Consider the following 18,184-nt stretch of genomic DNA (forward strand, 5'->3'; position numbering starts at 1 on the left):
ACTCCTGAATCAGGCGGTGGACTTGGCCGAGGATTTCCTGGTGGTCTTCTTCTTCGACGCCTTCTTCTTCGCGGCTTTCTTCTTGCCTGCCTTCTTCTTCGACGCCTTCTTCTTGGCCGTCTTCTTCTTGGCCGTCTTCTTGGCCCCAGACTTCTTGCCGCCGGCCTTTTTCTTGCCGAACTTCCCGCGCCGACCTTTGGGTGGGGCCTCGTCCAGCATCTTCTTGCACTGCTCGAGATCCAGTGATTCCGGTTCGACGTCCTTCGGCACGCTGGCATTGCGTTTGCCGTCGGTCACGAAGGGGCCATAGCGGCCCTTGAGGATCTCGATCCCTCCCTCGTCGAAGGACTTGATGATCCGGTCCTTCAGCATCTGCTTGTGCTGGGCCACCAGCTCCAGCGCCTGCTCGAGGGTCACGTCATGGGGATCGACGTCCTTGAGGGAGACGAAATTGCGGGCCCCGTAGCGGATATAGGGGCCAAAGCGACCGATATTGGCCTGCACCGGCTCGCCCTCCGGCGTTTCGCCTAGATCCCTCGGCAGCTTGAACAGCTCGAGGGCTTCTTCGAGCGTGATCGTCTCCATCTTCTGGCCCGGCCGAAGACCGGCGAACTGGGGCTTTTCCTCGTCCTCGGCCTGGCCGATCTGGGCGAAGGGCCCATAGCGGCCCAGGCGGACGATGACCGGCTTGCCCGTTTTCGGGTCGGTGCCGAGTTCGCGAGCCTGCTGGGCTTCCTGCCGGCTGACCGTTTCTTCCTTCTCGTGGACCCGGTCGATGAACGGCTGCCAGAACTCCCTGAGCAGTGGCACCCAATCCTCTTCTCCGCGTGAAATCGCGTCGAGCTCGTCCTCGAGGCGGGCGGTGAAGTCGTAGTCGACGTAGCGGTCGAAGTGCTTGGACAGGAAATTCGCCACCACGCGGCCGGTGGCGGTCGGCGTGAAGCGACGATTCTCTAGCTCCACGTACTCGCGATCCTTCAGGGTCTGGATGATCGACGCATAAGTGGAGGGTCGGCCGATGCCGTAGTCCTCGAGGGCCTTGACCAGGCTCGCCTCGGAGTAGCGCGGTGGCGGTTCGGTGAAATGCTGTTCACCACGCACTTCCGTCAGGATCACCTCGTCGCCCTCGTTGAGCTCGGGCAGACGATTGTCCGTGTCGGCCTGGGCGTCCTGGTAGACCTTCAGGAAGCCGGGCTGGACCAGGGTCGAGCCGGAGGCGCGGAAGGTGGCCGAGCCGACGTCGAACTCGGCGCTGACCGTGTCGTAGACGGCCGGAATCATCTGGCTGGCCACGGCCCGATTCCAGATCAGCTGATAGAGCCTGTACTGATCCTCCGAGAGATGGCGCTTGAGCTTGATCGGCGTCAGTCCTGCCGATGTCGGGCGGATGGCCTCGTGGGCTTCCTGCGCGTTCTTCGACTTCGACTGATAGAAATTGGGTTTCTCGGGAACCAGCTCCTCGCCGTACTCGCTGGCGATGGTCGCGCGAATCTCGCCCAGGGCTTCCGCCGACAAGGCCACCGAATCGGTTCGCATGTAGGTGATCAGGCCCTGATTGCCGCCACCGATGTCGATGCCCTCGTAGAGCTGTTGAGCGATCCGCATCGTCCGCTGCGTGGTGAAGCGCAGGCGGCGCGCCGCCTCCTGCTGCAGCGTCGAGGTGATGAATGGCGGCTGGGCGCGGCGCCGACGCTGGCGCTTGTTGATCCGCGCCACCTTGAATCGTCCGTCGGCATCGCGCTGGATCTGCTCGCGAACTTCCGTGGCCCGAGCTTCGTTGTCGATGTCGAACTGCTCGACCTTGTTGCCATCCAGTTTGACCAGGTTGGCCGAGAAGCGCTGCTCCTCGGTCTCGCCCAGGTCGGCCTCGATGGTCCAGTACTCGCGCGGCTCGAACTTCTCGATCTCCTCCTCGCGCTCGACGATCATGCACAGCGCGGGCGACTGGACCCGGCCGGCCGAGAGGCCCCGGCGAACCTTCTTCCATAGCAGCGGCGAGAGGTTGAAGCCGACGAGGTAGTCCAGCGCACGACGCGCCTGCTGGGCGTCGACGAGGGAATTGGCCAGGTCGCGCGGCTCGCGCATCGCCTTCTCGATCGCGCTCTTGGTGATCTCCGAGAACACCACCCGCTTGATCGGGCGGGCGCCGTTCACACCGCGTTCCTTCAGGATCTCGGCGATATGCCAGGAAATCGCCTCACCTTCGCGGTCAAGGTCCGTGGCGAGATAGATGGCGTCGGACTTGCGGGCGGCGGCGACGATCTTGTCGACGTGCTTCTTGTTGCGCTCGATGATGTCGTAGCGCATGGCGAAGTCGTGCTCGGGGTCGACCGCGCCTTCCTTGGGGACCAGGTCGCGGACGTGGCCATAGGAGGCGAGGACCTCGAAGTCCTTGCCCAGATACTTGTTGATGGTGGTCGCCTTGGCGGGCGACTCGACGATGAGTAGATTCTTGGCCATAGATTCGTGGTTCGGGCGAGTCCCTTACGCCGTTGTCTCCCTCGAGACCGGCCGCGCCAACCTCGCTCAGTGCCTGAGTTCGCCCTGATCGTCGAACATCAGGTCTTCCATCCAGGCGTAATTCGCTTCCTGTCCTGGCTGATTGAACAGCACCATCAGGACCACCCACTTGACGTCCTCGATGTCGATTTCCTCGCTGTCCAGTGCGGACAGGCGGTCGAGCACCTGTTCCCGGCGAACCGCATCCAGCACGCCGGCATTCTCAAGATACAGAATAAAGCCGCGGGCGTCGACGTCGAGGCGCTGGCACTCTTCCTCGCTGAACACCCGGATCGGATTGTCGCCGTGGTGGCCCAGCTCGGGCAGCTTGCGCTGTTCGGCCAGGCCATCGAGCCAGGTGAAGGCCCGTTCGATCTCGGCGCTGGAAAACCCGGCTTCTTCGAGGCTGTCGCTCAGGCTCTCGCGATCCGGCGTGCTCTCCGGCTCTTCGTAGATGTAGTTCTCGAAGAGATACATCAGCAGATCAAGCACGTTTTCCTTCATTCACTCCTGTTCCTTGTCGGCGGGGCGGTGGCCGGTTCGACTGTAGCGGCCTCCCGGATGCGCGTCGACTCGACCGTCCAACTCCATGATCAGCAGGATGGAGGATACGGCGGCGGTCGTCAACTGCGAGCGGCGGATTATCTCATCGACCGGGGTCGGATCGTAGCCCACTGCTTCGAGCACCCGTTCATGCTCCGGGTCCATCTCGACATGGGGGGTGTGAGCCCCTTTGTCAATAGAACCCCCGTCGGCGGCGGCGAGGCGCTCTCGAATCCGCGCCGCCAGTTCGCCGGCCAGCGGCGCCAGCTCCTCGATCACCTCATCGGCGGTCTCGACCAGCCGGGCGCCATCGCGGATCAGGCGATGGCAGCCGCGCGCCAGGGGGTTGTGCACCGAGCCCGGGATCGCGAAGACGTCCCGCCCCTGTTCGCCGGCCAGGCGGGCGGTGATCAGGGAGCCGCTGCGCAAGCCGGCCTCGACGACCAGGGTGCCCAGGCTCATTCCGCTGATGATCCGGTTGCGCGCGGGGAAATTGCCCGAGCGGACCGGGGTGCCGGGGGCGAAGGGAGTGACGATCACGCCACCCTCGTCGACGATTCGTCGGGCAAGGTCGCGGTTGCTCGCGGGGTAGACGCGGTCGGGTCCCGTGCCGGTCACGGCCACGGTCACCCCGCCGGCATCGAGGCAGCCGCCGTGGGCCGCCGCATCGACACCGGCGGCGAGGCCACTGGTGATCGTGAAGCCGGCGCGAGCAATGGTGGCCGCGAAATCGCGAGCATGGTGCAAGCCGCCGGCGGTCGCATTGCGGCTGCCGACGATGGCCAGCTGCGGTGCGATCAGGGCGCTGGGCTCGCCGACCACGAACAGGGCGATCGGCGGGTCCGGAATGCGGTTCAGCAGGGGCGGGAAGAGCTCGTCATCGCGAGTCAGGAGATGGTGTTCCGGGTCCTCGAGCCAGTCCAGGGCGGCGTCGAGACGCTCCGGATCCGGCGCGCGCAGGGCACGGATCTGCGGCGCCTCGAGTCCCAGTGCACGCAGCTGCGTATCACTCAGCGAGGACCAGTCTGCCAGCGCTTCGAGTTCGGTCTCGAGCGACGCCAGTCGGCGCGGCCCGAGACCGGAAGCAAGAATGAGCGCCAGCCAGTCGCGGGCGCGCTCCTTTCGAGGCATGCCGACGCCCGATCAGGGCGTGCGGTCTGGGTGATCCAGGCGGTCTTCGACCATGATTTCGCGGCCGCCGTCGAGCACGATGGCATAGCTGATGTGCTCGAAAGGCCGGAATACCATGACATGGCCGGCGTATTCATCGGGCAGGGTCACGAAGCGGCGGTCCGATTCCTTCCAGGCGGCCCGACTCATCAGCGGATACCGCTGTTCGTCACGAATGGTCTCGCCCGGGCGGAAGACCGAGAAGGTGTGGCCGGCCTGAATGCCGTCGGCCTGTCCCATGGAGATGGCCACGATCTGGTAGTGGCCGACGCCATGGTAGGCCTCGCTGACGCTCAGGACGCGAGCGTCTTCCGGCATCTCGTCCATGGCGCGCGGGAAGAAGTTGGCGTCGTAGACGTGGTAGTCGATCGGCAGGACGTAGTCGCCTTCGGAGACTTCCCGTCGACCGGAAATGATTTCCAGCGTGGTCGGGTCACCGACATGGACCACACGAGCCCGTGCCGACTCCCAGAGTTCGTAACCGATGATCGGGTAGTTGAAGCGCTCCATCTGGCCGAAGGTCGAACGCCAGAGCGGGCTGGCCGGGCGAACGTCGGCGGGCACCTGAGCGTCGCCTCGGCCCATGCGATTGCGGCGCAGACGTTGCTGCGCTTCGCCGCCGCTCCGGTCCTCGAACTGGTAGGTCAGACGCGCGAGGATCACTTCCTGACCGACCTGGGCATCTTCCATGCCGCGCACGTAGGTGCGATCACCTGCGCTGGCAGTCATGCGCTGGTCGTAGTTGGCCACCACGTAGGGCAGGCCGTCGAGTTCTTCGGCCGTCACGATCCGGGGGTTGCGCAGGAAGGGCTCGATCGCATCGTAGGGAATGGTGCTGATCGGGCCGCTGATGTCTTCGCGCCGGATTTCCGGCGACAGGCGCCGAATCGAGTCGTCCGGGTTCATTGTCAGGCGAGGCTGACCGCCGACGAACTCCAGGGAGATCACATCACCCGGGTAGATCAGATGCGGATTGTCGATCTGCGGATTGGCCTGCCAGATGGCCGGCCACTGCCAGGGCCGGGTCAGAAACCGGCTGGCGATGTCCCACAGGGTGTCCCCTTCCTGAACCACGTACTCACGTGGATGATCTTCGCGCAGCTCGACATCCTGAGCCTGTACACTCCCCCATGCCAGGCCAAGAATTGCCACGACGGTCAGTATGCGTTTCACGGAGCGATTCCCTCCAACGGTGCCGACAGGCTTGAATTCTTGAGGCTATCATAAACATTATCATTGTAAAACGCACGCTTAAGCGATTTTTTTCATCTTATGTCAAGACTGACGATCCTCGAATTTCCAGATCCTCGCCTGCGGCGGGTGGCGAAACCGGTCGATGAAGTGACCGAAAACGAGCGCCAGCTGGCCGACGATATGCTCGAAACCATGTACGAGGCCCGCGGGATCGGCCTGGCGGCGACCCAGGTGAATCAGGGCGTTCGCGTCGTGGTCATGGACCTGAGCGAGGACAAGAGCGAGCCGCGCGTGTTCATCAACCCCGAGATCATCGATCGCGACGGGAGCCAGAACTGTGAGGAGGGTTGCTTGTCCGTTCCCGGCGTCTACGCCGAGGTCAAGCGCGCCGAGCGGGTCAAGGTCCGGGCCCTCGATCGCGAAGGCCAGCCTTTCGAGCTTGAAGCCGACGGTCTGCTGGCGGTCTGCATCCAGCACGAGATCGATCATCTCGATGGCAAGGTGTTCGTAGATTACCTGTCGCCGCTCAAGCGACGCATGGTCGAAAAGCGCCTGAAGAAGCAGCAGCGTCTGGAACGAGCGAACGCGTGAGCGGCCTGAGAACGATCTTTGCCGGCACGCCGGAGTTCGCCGTGCCGGCGCTCCGGGCCCTGATCGATTCCCCCCATCGTCCCATGGCGGTGCTTTGCCAGCCGGACCGGCCGGCTGGACGGGGGCGAAAGCTGCGCTTCGGGCCGGTCAAGGCCTGCGCGCTCGAGGCCGGGATCGAGGTGCTTCAGCCCGCCAGTCTGAAATCGGAGGACGCCCAGCGGCCGCTTCGTGAACTGCGCCCCGACATCATCATTACTGCGGCCTACGGTTTGTTGCTTCCCAGGGCCGTGCTCGAGCTGCCGGTGCATGGCTGCTGGAATCTGCATGCTTCCCTGTTGCCGCGCTGGCGCGGCGCCAGCCCGATCAACCAGGCGGTGCTGGCCGGTGATGTCGAGACGGGGATGTCCCTGATGCAGATGGACGTGGGCCTCGATACCGGACCCGTGCTTCTGCAGAGCGCAACGCCGATCGGTCCGGACGAGTCCGCTGGTGAGTTGCACGATCGCCTGGCACCGATGGCCGCCGACCTGTTGCTCGACGGCCTGAAGCGCCTGGTCGAGGGCTCCTTGCCCGAGCCCCAGCCACAGGATGATGCGCTGGCGACCCATGCCCCGCTCATTCAGCGCGAGGATGCGCGTCTGGATTGGTCTCGACCGGCCGTGGACCTTGCTCGCCAGGTGCGCGCCTACAATCCCTGGCCGGTCGCCTTCGGCGACATCGAAGGCCTGAGTTGCAGGATCTTCGAGGCGCGAGCGATCGAGCAGATCTCGGCCGAACCCGGCCGCCTGATCCGCGGGGCGGGTGAAGGACGAGAAATCGTCGTCGCCTGCGGTCAGGGGGCGCTGGCCATTGCTTCCCTGCAGGCGCCCGGACGCAAGCGGGTGTCGGCCCGCGATTGGCTCAACGGCCACCCGGACTGGGCGTGAATCGGCCCGCGGTCGGCGGCCGGCTGGCGGCAGCCCAGGCCCTGCGCCAGGTGCTTGATCGAGGGCAGTCCCTGGACGAGGCCCTCCAGCTTCCCCTTTCGAAACTGGAGCATGGTCCTGATCGTGCGCTGGCTCGACGCCTGTCCTATGCGGTGCTGCGGGACTGGCCGGCCGTTCAGGCCCTGAGCTCGGCTTTGATGGACCGCCCGCCGGCTCGTCGCGATCGCCTGGCGATCTTCGTGCTGGCCGTTGCCCTGGCCGAGCTGCGCGAAGGCCGTGAGCCGGAGCGCGCGATCGTGCATTCCGCGGTGGAGGTGGCCCGGTCGGGTGGTCTGAGCCGGCTTGCCGGGATGATCAACGCGGTGCTGCGGCGCTACCTGCGCGAGCGCTCGGCATTCGAATCGAGGCTGGCGGACAACGAGACGATTCGCTTCGGCTATCCGGGCTGGTTGATCGAGGCACTGCGTGCCGACTGGCCGGACGACTGGAGCGCCATTCTCGAGGCCGGCAATCAGGCGCCACCGCTCTGGCTGCGCGTCAACCGACGTCACTGGAGCCGCGAGCAGGCTCTGCAGGCGCTGCGAGCGGCAGGTCATGAGGCGCAGCTGCCCGATCTACCGTTGCCGGACGCGCTGCTGTTGCCGACGCGCGTGCGCATCAGCGATCTGCCTGGCTGGTCCGAGGGGGGCTTGTCGGTGCAGGATGGCGCGGCCCAGCTGACGGTGGACTATCTCCAGCTCGAGGACGGACTGCGCGTGCTCGACGCCTGCAGTGCCCCGGGTGGCAAGGCGGCGCATATGCTGGAGCGGGCCGCGCTCGATCTGACCGCGATCGACGTCGACGCCGAGCGGCTGGAGCGGGTTGGCGAGACTCTACAACGCCTGGGTCTGGCGGCGCGCTGTCTGCAAGGTGACGCGTCCCGGCCGCAGGATTGGTGGGACGGACGCCCCTTCGATCGTATTCTTGTCGATGCCCCGTGCTCGGCCACCGGGGTGATCCGTCGCCATCCCGACATCCGCTGGCTTCGCAAGGCCAGCGATCTGCCCGAACTGGTCGAGCGACAGGCCGAGATGCTGCGCGCGCTGTGGCCGCTGCTCGCGCCCGGCGGTATCCTTGTCTATGCCACCTGTTCGATCCTGGCCGACGAGAACGAGCGTCAGGCCCGGGCCTTTCTGGAGTCCTGTGAGCACTGTGAAGTCATCGAGCATGCCGAACTCCCGGGCCGCGCGCGGTCGGCCGGCCGCCAGATTCTCCCCGGCGAGAACGATCTCGATGGTTTTTTCCATCTGGCTGTGCGTCGCCTGCCAGTCTGATGCACCATCGAACGCATCCATCGATCTGATCGAGCCAGCGCCGGTCTGGCGCGATGGTCAGTTGTATTTCCGCACGGCGATCGATTGGCGGCTGGGCCCGGATGTGGTCGAAGCGCTCCATCATGGCGTGGTGGTTCCGCTGGAGCTGTCCGTGCGGATCAGCCAGCACCACGGCTTGGTTGCCCTCGAAGATCGAACGCACAACCATCGCTTCGAGGTTCGCTATCTGCCCCTGTTGCGTGACTATGAAGTGTTCGATGTTCGGGCCGATACGCGCACCCGCTATCCACGCCTCGGCATGCTGACCAGCGCCATGGCCCGGCAGCGTTTCTATTCGACCGGTCTGAGCGAGGCCGAGGTGGAACAGCGCCGCTGGCAGGTCCAGTTGCGGGCCTACCTCGATCGCACCCGCCTTCCTTCGCCGATGCGCTTGCCGGCCTGGTTCGATCGACGCTGGCGGGTCGAGGGCCCCTGGCACAGCTGGGTCTTCCCGCCGGAGCCGCAGGCATGAGGGCGCGATCCGGTCTGCGGCGTCTGCTTCGTGCCCTGCCCCTGGTGGCCGTGCTGGCCGTGTTGCTCGGCGCCCTCTACCTGGTGTCGAGCGTCGAGCAGGAATCCACCCAGCTTGGCCGCATGGCACTGTGGGTGTTCTCGATCACCGGCCTGGCCCTGCTGGCGCTTGTGGTCGTGATCGTCGGTCGTCTCGTTCGTCTGATCCAGCGCCTCCGGCGTGGCGAGCCGGGCGCCAGGCTGACGGCTCGTCTGGTGGCCGTCTTCATTGCCCTGGCCCTGCCGCCGGTAGTGATCCTCTACCTGTTCGCGCTGGAATTCCTCGACGAAACCGTCGAGGGCTGGCTGAACGTGGAGGTCGAGTCGGCCCTGTCGGATTCGATCGAACTCGGGCAGCTGTTCATCGAGCTTCGCACCCGCGAGGTCGGCGAGCAGCTCGGTCGGCTGGCCGAAGGTCTCGATCCCGATGACGAGGATCGTCTGTTCGAACAATTCCTGCGCGAGCTCAGTACGGCGGGCCCCAGTGAGCTCAGTCTGCTCGACGCCTCCGGCCGGCCCATCGTCTCGGTGCATATCGACCCGGCCCGCTTGACCGCGAACCTGCCCAGCAGCTTCGCCCTGACCCAGGCCCTCGAAGACGGTCAGTTTGCCGCCGCCGAGCGCGATGCGGAGCAGTTCTCGGTTCGCGTGCTGGTGCGCCTGGACGAGAGCGGTTTCGGCGCCTCGCCGCGCCTGGTCCAGGGCATCTATCCGCTACCCGGTGACTTCGGGGCGCTGGCCGACGGCGTCGAACAGGCCTATTACCGTTATCTGAACGTGAGCTTCCTGCGCGAGCGCCTGCAGCACAGCCTGGTCCTGATCCTGACCCTGGTGCTTCTGTTGACGGCCTTGCTGGCGATGCTGGTGGCCTTCAATGCCGCCCGCCGTCTGTCGCAGCCGGTGCGCGACCTGGCCCAGGCCACCGGCGAGGTGGCTGCCGGCCGCTTTCCGGACGAACTGCCCGTGACCAGCCGGGATGAACTCGGTTTTCTGGTTCGCGATTTCAACGTCATGACCCGCGAACTGGCCGCAAGCCGCCAGGCCCTGGAATCCCAGCGCCGCTACCTGGAGATCGTGCTTGGCCGGCTGTCGGCCGGCGTCGTGGCCATCGACGGGGAGGGTCGGCTGAGCGCCTACAACGAATCGGCCGAGCGGATTCTCGACCTGAAAGGCCGCCAGGGACAGTCGCTGGAGCGGGTTCGTGCCGAGCGACCGGATCTGGCTGCTCTCCTCGACATCCTGATCGAACGCATGGGCAGCCCTTCCGGGGACTGGCGTCAGGAAATCCAGCTGGGGCCGCCCGATCACACCGTGGTCCTGGTCTGCCGCGGCTCCGATCTGCCGCCCGAAATCGGTGGGCAAGTGGTCATCTTCGATGACGTCACCGTCCTCGATCAGGCGCAGCGGGAGGCGGCCTGGGCCGAGGTCGCTCGTCGCCTGGCGCATGAAGTGAAGAACCCGCTCACCCCGATCCAGCTGGCCGCCGAACGCCTGAAGTACAAGCTCGAGCCGGTACTGGACGAAACTCAGGGCGCATTGCTGGATCGAGCCACCCGCACGATCCGTGCGCAGGTCGAGACCCTCAAGCGTCTGGTGGATGCCTTCGGCGACTACGCGCGGCCCGTGCGTCTGAAGCGCGAAGCGGTCCGATTGGATCTGCTGGTGCGCGAGGTGGCCGATCTCTATGCCAGTGGGGATCTGCCCGTGCGCTTCGACCTTGAGGTCGAGGTGGGCACGCCTCCGGTGCTGGCCGACCCGGCCAATCTTCGTCAGGTGCTGCTGAATCTGGTTCGCAACGCGCAGGAGGCGCACCCCGACGGCCGTCCGGAGCTGCGGATCGAGCTGGCCCCGCAGGTGGGCGAGTCCGGCCCTGGCGTGCGCTGGCGCGTGCTCGACAATGGTTCCGGCTTCGATCCGGAGGTCATCGAGCGCATCTTCGAGCCCTATGTGACGACCAAGCAGCGTGGTACGGGCCTGGGCCTGGCCATCGTGCGGCGCATCATCGAAGAGCACGGGGGGCAGATCCAGGTGGGCAACGTCGAGCAGGGCGCGGAGGTGCGGATCTGGCTGCCGGCCGCCCATGCCGACGGCGAGACCCCGCTACAATAGCGCGATGGCCAGTGCCCGAATTCTCATCGTCGACGACGAACCCGATATCCGTGAGCTGATCGGCGAGATCCTTGCCGATGAGGGCCATGAGGTGCTGATGGCGGCCGATGCCTCGGAAGCTCGCGAACTGCGTGGCCAGTCCCAGCCCGATCTCGTGCTGCTCGACGTCTGGATGCCCGGTACCGACGGCATCAGTCTGCTGCGCGAATGGCGCGAATCGGACACTCTGGATTGTCCCGTCGTGATGATCTCCGGCCATGGCTCGGTCGAGGCTGCGGTCGAGGCGACCCGCCTGGGCGCCTTCGATTTCATCGAAAAGCCGGTGTCCATGGCCAAGCTCCTGGTCACCGTGGGCAATGCCCTGGAGGCCGGCCGTCTCAAGCGCGAGAACGCGGGGCTGCGCAGCCAGGCGCCGACGGTGATGGAGCCGATCGGTCGCTCGCTGGCCGTGCAGCAGCTCAAGCGGCGTCTGGAACGGATCGCGGCCCACGATACGCCGGTCCTGATCCAGGGTGAAGCCGGGGTCGGCAAGGCCATGGCCGCGCGATGGATCCACGCCCATTCCAAGCGCAGTGGCGGGCCGTTCATCGTCGTTCCGGCGCGCAGCGAAGGTCAGGACTGGACGCGTGCATTGATGGGCGCCGAGGGTCAGCCGGGCTTGATCGATCAGGCCCGCGGAGGCGTACTGTTCGTCGAGGACGTGTCCCGTCTGGACAAGGAGGCCCAGTCCGCCCTGCTCGGACAGCTCGAGAGTGGTCGCCTCGAATCCGCGAGTGAGGATCAGGGGCGTGCGCTGGATATCCGGCTGATCGCCGGGACCAGCGTGGAGCTGGAGAAACTGGTCCAGACCGGGCGCTTCGATGAGCAACTCTATTTCCGGCTCAATGTCGTCCCCCTGGAACTGCCGCCCTTGCGCGAGCGTCAGGAAGACGTGCCGGATCTGGTGCGTTTCTACGCCGAGTATTTCCCCAATCGTGACGGTGTGCCCTATCGGCATTTCTCCGTGGCGGCCCAGAATCGTCTGCGCCAGCACCACTGGCCGGGCAATCTGCTGGAATTGAAGAACCTGGTTCAGCGCCTGCTGATCCTCGGCGGCGATGACGAGGTCTCGGTGGCCGAGGTCGAGGAGGCCCTGTCCCGTTCCGTCGAGGCCCAGCGTGGTGAAGGCGGCGACGCGGTGCCTGCCCTTTTCCATCTCCCCCTGCGCGAAGCGCGCGAGGAATTCGAGCGCCAGTACCTGACCTACAAGCTCAAGTCGGTGGACGGCAGCGTAGGCAAGCTGGCCGAGGTGGTGGAAATGGAGCGTACCCACCTCTATCGAAAGCTCAGGCAGCTGGGCATCGATCCCAAGCAGATCTGAGGGTCGCCAGGCAGCGGCTCGGAAGGAGGGTAGTCAGATGCAGATCATCATTCTCGGAGCCGGCCAGGTCGGGACCGGCATGGCGCACAGCCTGTCGCGGGAAGAGAACGACATCACCGTCGTCGATACGGATCCGAATCGCCTTCGTGATCTGCAGGAGAAGCTCGACATCCGCACCGTGCACGGTCACGCGGCACATCCGCAGACCCTGATCCGTGCCGGCATCGAGGATGCCGACCTGCTGATCGCCCTGACCAATTCCGACGAGACGAACATGGTCGCCTGCCAGGTGGCCTATTCCCTGTTCAACACACCGACCAAGGTGGCGCGGGTGCGGGCGGCGGACTATCTGGCCCATCCGGAGCTGTTCAACCGCGAGCACACGCCGATCGATGTGCTGATCAGCCCGGAAAAACTGGTCACGGACCATCTCCAGCGCCTGATCGAGTACCCGGGCGCGCTGCAGGTGCTGGACTTCGCCGATGGTCGTGCCCAGCTGGTGGCGGCTCGTGCCTACCATGACGGCCCGCTGGTCGGTCGGCAGCTGATGGCCCTGCGCGAACTGCTCCCTGAGGGTGTGGACACGCGCGTGGCCGCGATCTTCCGCAACGACGTGGCCATCATTCCGCAGGGCGACACCCGGGTCGAGGTCGATGACATCGTCTTCTTCCTCGCCGCCACCCGCGACATTCCTGCCGTGATGGCCGAACTGCGTCGCCTCAGCGGCCCGGCGCACCGCATCCTGCTGTCCGGCGGCGGCAACATCGGCGCCAACCTGGCGCGGCGCCTGGAGCGGCATCATCATGTCAAGATCATCGAGCGTGACCCGGCCCGGGCCGAGCAGATCGCCGAGGATCTGGACACGGCGATCACCCTGGTCGGAGACTGTGCCGACGAGGATCTGCTGCACGAGGAAGGCATCAGCGAGACCGATGTCTACTGCGCGCTGACCAACGACGACGAGGCGAACATCCTGTCCTCGATGCTGGCCAAGCGGATGGGGGCGGACAAGGTGATCACCCTGATCAATCGTCCGGCCTACGTCGATCTGGTCGAATCCGACCGCATCGACGTGGCGGTCAGTCCCCAGCAGGTCACGATCGGCGCCCTGCTGACGCATATCCGCAAGGGGCACATGGTTCGCGTGCACTCCCTCCGACGCGGAGCGGCCGAGGCCATCGAAGCCGTTGCCCACGGCACGCCGGGGCAGTCGAAGGTGGTCGGCAAGCGCATCGACGAGATCGATCTGCCCGATCACACCAGCATCGGCGGGGTGGTACGCGGCGAGGAAGTGATCATTGCCCATGACGACGTGGTGATCCAGGAAGATGACCACGTGATCCTGTTCGTGGCCGATCAGAAACAGATCAAACGCGTCGAACGCCTGTTCTCGGTCGACGCCGTCTTCGTCTGATGCGCCATCATCTCTACGCCCCGGTTCAGCGGATCGTCGGCGTGCTGCTGATGTTCACCTCGCTGGGTTTCTTCCCGCCGCTGCTGTTTGCCTTCTTCGGTCAGGACGGCGCCGCCACGGCCTTTCTCGTCAGCCTGCTCGGCGTCGCGGCCACGGGCTGGATGGTCTACTGGCCGGTGCGCCAGGCCAACCGGGACCTGAGGATCAGCGACGGGTTCCTGGTCGTGGTGGCCTGCTGGGGCGCGGTTTGCCTGGCCGGTTCCGTGCCCTTCATCCTCGTGCTGGATGCCAGCTTCGCCGATGCGGTCTTCGAGTCGACGTCGGGCATCACCACCACCGGTGCCACGGTCTTCTCGGGCCTGGATCAGATGCCGATCTCGATCCTCTGGTACCGTCAGCAGCTGCAATGGATGGGTGGCCTGGGCATCATCGTTCTCGCCGTCGCCATCCTGCCCATGCTGCGCGTGGGTGGTATGCAGGTCTACAAGGCCGAGGCGACCGGGCCGGTCAAGGAATCGCGCCTGACCCCGCGCGTGGCCGAGACGGCCAAGGCCCTGTGGGCCATCTACATCGGTCTGACCGCGGTCTGCGCGGCCGCCTTCTGGGCCGCGGGCATGAGCCTCTTCGACGCCGTGGCGCACAGTTTCTCGACCATTTCCACGGCCGGGTTCTCGACCCATGACGCGTCGATCGGTCACTTCGACAGCGCCCTGATCGACTGGCTGGTGGTGTTCTTCGTGTTCGTCGCCAGCCTGAACTTCGCCTTGCATTACCTGGCCCTGCGCCGGGCCACGGCCCAGGTCTACCTGCGCGATCCCGAACTGAAGCTGTTTGCCGGATTGCTGGTGGTGATCTCCCTGCTGATCACGGTGCTGCTCTGGCAGCATGACATTCATCAGAGCTTCTGGTCCGCCCTGCGCTACGCCACCTTCCAGGCCGTGTCCTACACCACGACCACGGGCTTTGCCACGGCCGATGTCTACCTCTGGCCGGGGACCCTGCCGCTGCTGATGATCCTGATCAGCGGCCTGGGTGGTTGTGCCGGAGCGACCACCGGCGGCTTCAAGATCATCCGGGTCTATCTGCTGACCAAGCAGGGCCTCAGGGAGCTGCAGCGCCTGATCCATCCGCGCGCGGTCGTGCCGCTGAAGTTCGGCGGCCGGACCCTCAACCAGGAAGTCGCCAACGCGGTCTGGGGTTTCGTTTCGCTCTACATCCTCTGCATCGTGATCCTGACCCTGATCGTGTCCGGCCTGGAACAGGACCTGGTCACCGCCGTGTCGGTCGTGTTCTCGGCCATGAACAACCTCGGCCCGGCCCTGGGTGAGGCGGGCGCCAACTGGGGTCCCTTGGGGGATGCGACCAAGTGGCTGATGAGTTTCGCCATGCTGCTCGGCCGCCTGGAGATCTTCACCATCCTGGTGCTGCTGACCCCGTCCTACTGGAAGCACTGAGTCCGGATCGTTCGAGATTGCCATGGATCCCACCGTCATCGAGCGCATGATCGAGCAGGGCCGCGACAGCTACGAGGCGCGGCTGGCAGCGGGGCAGGCGCGACTGAAGCAGGGTGAGGCCGAGAGGGCGCGCGAGCACCTTCAGGTCGCCACGCGCCTGGCCCCCGACAAGACCATGGCCTGGCAGGTGCTGGGCGAGGCGCTGAAAGCGCTCGATGAGTTGCCGGCGGCAGCGCGAGCCTGGATGCGAGGCATCGAGGTGGCGCGCGGCAATGGCGATCAGCAGGCCGAGAAGGTGATGACGGTCTGGCTGAAGCGGATCGACAAGGCCCGGCTGAGCATCGATCCCAACGAGGTCTTCGCCACCGGCCGTCTGATCGGCCTGCCGACCGAGACGGTCTACGGGCTGGCCGCACCGATCGATCGGCCCGAGCTGGTCCAGCGCGTGTTCGAGCTCAAGGGGCGGCCGCCGGGCCATCCGCTGATCGTTCATGTCGGCTCCCTGACCCAGGCGCGTGCCTGCGTGGCCGACTGGCCCGAGGCCGCCGAGATGCTCGCCGGTCGCTACTGGCCGGGTCCCCTGACCCTGGTGCTGCCCAAGTCCGATCGGGTCAGCGATGCGATCACGGCCGGCCAGGCCACGGTGGCCCTGCGCATGCCGGACCATCCGCTGGCCCTGGCCCTGCTTCGGGCGTCGAGTGCACCATTGGTGGCGCCCTCGGCCAATCCCTTCACGCGACTCTCGCCGACCCGGGCCGAAGACGTCCGTGCCGTGTTCGCGGAAGACCAGGTCACGGTCGTGGATGGCGGGCCCTGCCGAGTCGGCATCGAATCGACGATCGTCGCGCTGGACCCTGGCGCGAAGACCGCTCGACTGCTCCGGCCGGGCATGATCTCCAGCGAGGACCTGGCGGCGGTGCTGCCCCCGGACTGGTCCTGGGTCGAGAGCTCGGTCGCTGGCCCCAGAGCTCCTGGTCAGATGCGCGAGCATTACCGGCCCTCGCGTCCGCTTCGGGTCGAGGTGCTGGCCGACCCCGCGGCCATCGAGCATCGACGCCTGGCTCTGGAGGCCCGGCCCGAACTGGTGGAGGTGCGCCTGCCGGAGGCCGCTGAAGCGGCGGCGCGTGAGTTGTATCAACGCCTGCGCGAGGCGGATCGAGAGGGCGCCGAAGCCCTGGTGCTGCTGCTGAGCGAGGCCTGTCTTCGTGATCCGGCCTGGGCCGGCATCGTCAATCGCCTGGCGAAGGCGGCGAGTCAGTGGAGCGGTCCGGCCGCTTGAGTTTCGGATAGCGGGGCGGCTCGCCTTCGGGCCGTCGGCTGAAGCGCTTGTACAGCCACAGGTACTGGGCCGGCGCCGAGCGGATCGCGGTCTCGAGCCAGTTGTTCATCCCCGCGAGGGCGGCCACCGGGTCCTCCTGGCGAATCCATTCGCCGGCTTCGATCAGACTGAGATCCCAACCCTGGCCGCCTGGCCGGCGCTTCGCCCAGGTCAGGATGACGCGGCAGCCGGTCCGGCAGGCCAGCTTGTGGACCAGGGTCATGGTCAGGGCCGGGATGCCGAAAAAGGGCACGAAGACGCCCTCGCCGCGCTTGGGCTGGATGTCTGCGGCGATCGCGGCCGCCTTGCCCTTGCGTAGCTGGGTCAGCAGCGTGCGAATGGCGGCCCGGTCTCCGGGCACCATGTCGGCCCCGAAGCGGCTGCGAGGCTGATTGATGAAGGCATCCAGCGCCGGACCGGAGGGGGCTCGATAGAGCGTGGCCATGTCGATATGCCGGGACAGATAGAGGTTCAACAGTTCCCAGTTGCCGACGTGGCCGCTGACCAGCAGGACGCCGCGCTCATCCCGCCTGAGGGAATCCAGCAGGGCGCGACCTTCGACGATGCGGACCCGCTGCTCGATGCGCTGCTCCGACCAGTGCCAGAGCGCGCCGGCCTCGAAGATCAGACGGAACAGCTCGACCAGGTACTGTTGATGCAGCTGACGGCGTTCCGATTCGCTCAGCTCGGGGAAGCAGAGCTGAAGATTACGCCGGATGACCCGGTGCTTCTTCCAGGGCAGGCGGTACAGCAGCGCCGCCGGCAGCGCCGCGAAGCGATGCAGCCAGGACAGAGGGAGCCAGCCCAGCAGGCGGATCAGGACACGGGCCAGGGCAAGCAGGGCTCGCATCAGTCCCGACGCCGATAGGGGCTCGGCCCGTTGTCGGGCTGGAGATCGAAGCGCTTGTAACGCCAGAGGTACTGGGCCGGGTGGGCCTTGACGCGCTCGGCCAGCCAGTCATTGAGCGTGGTCAGGGCGGTCTCGCTGTCCTCGGAATAGGCGGCTTCCGGTGCGGCTTCGAGGCGGATGGCCCAGCCCCGCCCGCCCGGCTCGCGGGTGCACTCGGACAGCACGATGCGGCAGCCGGTTCGCTGGCTGAGGCGATACGGCAGGGTCATGGTCAGCGCCGGATGGCCGAAGAAATCGACGAAACGGCCTTCGCCCTGTTTGGGCTGCTGGTCGATGAGCAGGCCCGCGCCCTGGCCCTGGCGAAGCTGGCGCAGCAGGGTTCGCATGGCGGGACTGCCGCTGGCCACCAGACGACCGCCGAAGCGCTCGCGCGAGTCCGTGATGGCCCGTTGCAGACGCGCGTCGCGCGGGGCCTTGTACAGGGCGACCAGTGGCACCTGGAGCGAGAGGTAGAGGGTCAGGATCTCCCAGTTGCCGAGGTGGCCGCTGAGGAAGAGCACGCCGCGCCCGTCCGCTCGGGCCTGCTCGAGTGCCTCCAGGCCCTCGACGGAACGGATCCGCGATTCGATGCGCCGGGCCGGCCAGTGCCAGACCGCGCCGGTTTCGAGGGCCAGGCGGATCATCTCGACTTCGTGCGCACGCCTCAGGGCCTGACGCTCCTCATCATTCGATTCGGGAAAGGCCAGGGCCAGGTTGGTGTCGATGATGCGCGCCTTGCGCGAGCGTCGAAGGCGGCCGAGGGCCGCCAGCGGCACGGCCAGGCCGTAGAGCAGCTTCAGCGGCAGCAGGGCGAGCAGGCGGATCAGGAGACGCGCGAGGAACAGCATCGTCGAG

At 66.2% G+C, this 18,184-nt stretch carries 15 protein-coding genes; 9 read left to right on the top strand and 6 right to left on the bottom strand.

What is annotated here, in order from left to right; translation table 11 throughout:
- Positions 1 to 9: 9 nt before the first annotated feature.
- The 4 genes from WM2015_RS01565 to WM2015_RS01580 form a co-directional block, all read right to left on the bottom strand.
- Positions 10 to 2,460 carry a DNA topoisomerase I gene (locus WM2015_RS01565; protein ID WP_049724385.1) on the bottom strand — a complete coding sequence of 817 codons (2,451 nt, stop codon included), beginning with the start codon at positions 2,458 to 2,460 and terminating at the stop codon, positions 10 to 12.
- 66 nt (positions 2,461 to 2,526) lie between these two features.
- The gene (locus WM2015_RS01570) at positions 2,527 to 3,003 is read right to left on the bottom strand and encodes a Smg family protein (protein ID WP_049724386.1); all 477 of its coding nucleotides are present in this window, start codon (positions 3,001 to 3,003) and stop codon (positions 2,527 to 2,529) included.
- Positions 3,004 to 4,173: a DNA-processing protein DprA gene (gene dprA, locus WM2015_RS01575; protein ID WP_049724387.1), complete on the bottom strand. Its 1,170-nt coding sequence runs from the start codon at positions 4,171 to 4,173 to the stop codon at positions 3,004 to 3,006.
- A gap of 12 nt (positions 4,174 to 4,185) precedes the next feature.
- Positions 4,186 to 5,385, bottom strand: coding sequence for a LysM peptidoglycan-binding domain-containing protein (locus WM2015_RS01580; RefSeq protein WP_049724388.1), 1,200 nt, complete (start codon positions 5,383 to 5,385; stop codon positions 4,186 to 4,188).
- 99 nt (positions 5,386 to 5,484) lie between these two features.
- Here WM2015_RS01580 and def point away from each other — a divergent pair, with 99 nt between their 5' ends.
- The 9 genes from def to WM2015_RS01625 are packed head-to-tail and all read left to right on the top strand — an operon-like array spanning position 5,485 to position 16,401.
- Positions 5,485 to 5,997, top strand: coding sequence for a peptide deformylase (gene def, locus WM2015_RS01585; RefSeq protein WP_049724389.1), 513 nt, complete (start codon positions 5,485 to 5,487; stop codon positions 5,995 to 5,997).
- Positions 5,994 to 6,923 carry a methionyl-tRNA formyltransferase gene (fmt, locus tag WM2015_RS01590; protein WP_049724390.1) on the top strand — a complete coding sequence of 310 codons (930 nt, stop codon included), beginning with the start codon at positions 5,994 to 5,996 and terminating at the stop codon, positions 6,921 to 6,923. The genes def and fmt overlap by 4 nt, the downstream gene beginning before the upstream one ends.
- Positions 6,920 to 8,236, top strand: coding sequence for a 16S rRNA (cytosine(967)-C(5))-methyltransferase RsmB (gene rsmB / locus WM2015_RS01595; protein WP_049724391.1), 1,317 nt, complete (start codon positions 6,920 to 6,922; stop codon positions 8,234 to 8,236). Before fmt ends, rsmB begins: the two co-directional genes overlap by 4 nt.
- The gene (locus WM2015_RS01600) at positions 8,196 to 8,747 is read left to right on the top strand and encodes a DUF4390 domain-containing protein (protein WP_049724392.1); all 552 of its coding nucleotides are present in this window, start codon (positions 8,196 to 8,198) and stop codon (positions 8,745 to 8,747) included. The genes rsmB and WM2015_RS01600 overlap by 41 nt, the downstream gene beginning before the upstream one ends.
- Positions 8,744 to 10,894 (top strand): sensor histidine kinase, encoded by a 2,151-nt coding sequence (locus WM2015_RS01605; protein WP_049724393.1) that lies wholly within the window; start codon positions 8,744 to 8,746, stop codon positions 10,892 to 10,894. The genes WM2015_RS01600 and WM2015_RS01605 overlap by 4 nt, the downstream gene beginning before the upstream one ends.
- A 4-nt stretch (positions 10,895 to 10,898) precedes the next feature.
- A complete protein-coding gene (locus WM2015_RS01610) occupies positions 10,899 to 12,254 on the top strand; it encodes a sigma-54-dependent transcriptional regulator (protein WP_049724394.1) in 1,356 nt (451 codons plus the stop codon).
- Positions 12,255 to 12,291: 37 nt separating this feature from the next.
- Entirely contained in the window at positions 12,292 to 13,668 is a 1,377-nt protein-coding gene (gene trkA / locus WM2015_RS01615) for a Trk system potassium transporter TrkA (protein WP_049724395.1), read from the top strand.
- Positions 13,668 to 15,122 (top strand): TrkH family potassium uptake protein, encoded by a 1,455-nt coding sequence (locus WM2015_RS01620; RefSeq protein WP_049724396.1) that lies wholly within the window; start codon positions 13,668 to 13,670, stop codon positions 15,120 to 15,122. Before trkA ends, WM2015_RS01620 begins: the two co-directional genes overlap by 1 nt.
- A gap of 22 nt (positions 15,123 to 15,144) precedes the next feature.
- The gene (locus WM2015_RS01625; protein WP_049724397.1) at positions 15,145 to 16,401 is read left to right on the top strand and encodes an L-threonylcarbamoyladenylate synthase; all 1,257 of its coding nucleotides are present in this window, start codon (positions 15,145 to 15,147) and stop codon (positions 16,399 to 16,401) included.
- On the opposite strand, the gene WM2015_RS01630 is transcribed toward WM2015_RS01625, so the two are convergent.
- Positions 16,352 to 17,290, bottom strand: coding sequence for a lysophospholipid acyltransferase family protein (locus WM2015_RS01630; RefSeq protein WP_049724398.1), 939 nt, complete (start codon positions 17,288 to 17,290; stop codon positions 16,352 to 16,354). The two genes, WM2015_RS01625 and WM2015_RS01630, sit on opposite strands and share 50 nt — an antisense overlap.
- A complete protein-coding gene (locus tag WM2015_RS01635) occupies positions 17,290 to 18,177 on the bottom strand; it encodes a lysophospholipid acyltransferase family protein (RefSeq protein WP_049724399.1) in 888 nt (295 codons plus the stop codon). The genes WM2015_RS01630 and WM2015_RS01635 overlap by 1 nt, the downstream gene beginning before the upstream one ends.
- Positions 18,178 to 18,184 lie beyond the last annotated feature (7 nt).

Origin of the sequence: Wenzhouxiangella marina, from assembly GCF_001187785.1 — a bacterium.
In the GTDB taxonomy this organism is placed as follows: domain Bacteria; phylum Pseudomonadota; class Gammaproteobacteria; order Xanthomonadales; family Wenzhouxiangellaceae; genus Wenzhouxiangella; species Wenzhouxiangella marina.